Consider the following 906-nt stretch of genomic DNA (forward strand, 5'->3'; position numbering starts at 1 on the left):
GCCGCCGATCGCACCACCCGCGGCGCTCGAACCGATGGTCGAGGACGCGTAGTCGTTGGTGGTCGAGACCGTCAGCAAGCCGTTGGCGTCGATCGTCGCCGTCAGGTTGTTGGCCTGAAGCTTCGTGTTCAGCTGATCGAGCGTCTTGACCGTGCCGTTGGTGCCGTCGCCGAAGGTGACGTTGACCGCCGTGCCGCCGTTGAAGGAGGAGAAGGTCAAGGTCTTGCCGGTAAGGCCACCGACGCCGGAGGTGCGCGCCGCGGTGAACGCGCTCGAGGTCCCGGTGTTGCCGGCGAAGCCAAGCGCATTCAGCGCGTTGCCGGTGCCGGTGATCGACAGGTCGGCATTGACGCCGGTCGAGAGCTTGAGCTGACCCGAGGCATTGATCGACGAGTTGGTCTGGCCCGTGGCGGTCGCAAGCGTCGCGGTGCCGTTGGCGTTGACCGTCGCGGTCTGCACGCCGGTGGCAAGGTCGATCGCCTTCAGCACGTCGTTGACCGTGCCGGCCTGCAGATAGACCGTCGAGTTGCCGGCGCCGTCGGTGAGGACGTTACCGCTCGTACCATAACCGCTCGGAACGCTCGGAGCACCGGTTGAACCCGGGATCGGCGCGTTCTTGAAGGTGATGACGTGGCCGTCGACGTTCAGCGTCGAACCGTCCGCGATCGTCGCACCCAGTGAGGCCGAGCTCGTGGTCCGGTTGACGTTGACGGTGGCGTTGCCGCCGCCCACAGCGGTCGTCAGGCCGAGAGCCTTGAGCAGGTCGGCCTTGCCGGTGACGCTGAGATCCGCACCCGTCGAGCTCTTCAGCGTGACGGCGCCGCCGACGGCGGTCGAGACGGCAGCACCTGGCTGGCTGGCGCTCGTGGAGATCGTCGCAGCGCCGGAGGTGATGGAGACGGTCTT

General features: G+C 67.1%; 1 protein-coding gene. It reads right to left on the reverse strand.

Annotation, left to right across the window (positions count from 1 at the left end):
- A partial coding sequence (locus AC0L3U_RS38290; RefSeq protein WP_473364946.1) for a DUF1522 domain-containing protein occupies positions 1 to 906 on the reverse strand: 906 nt, incomplete at both ends.

The sequence above is a fragment of the Bradyrhizobium sp. Kon69 genome, assembly GCF_055807515.1.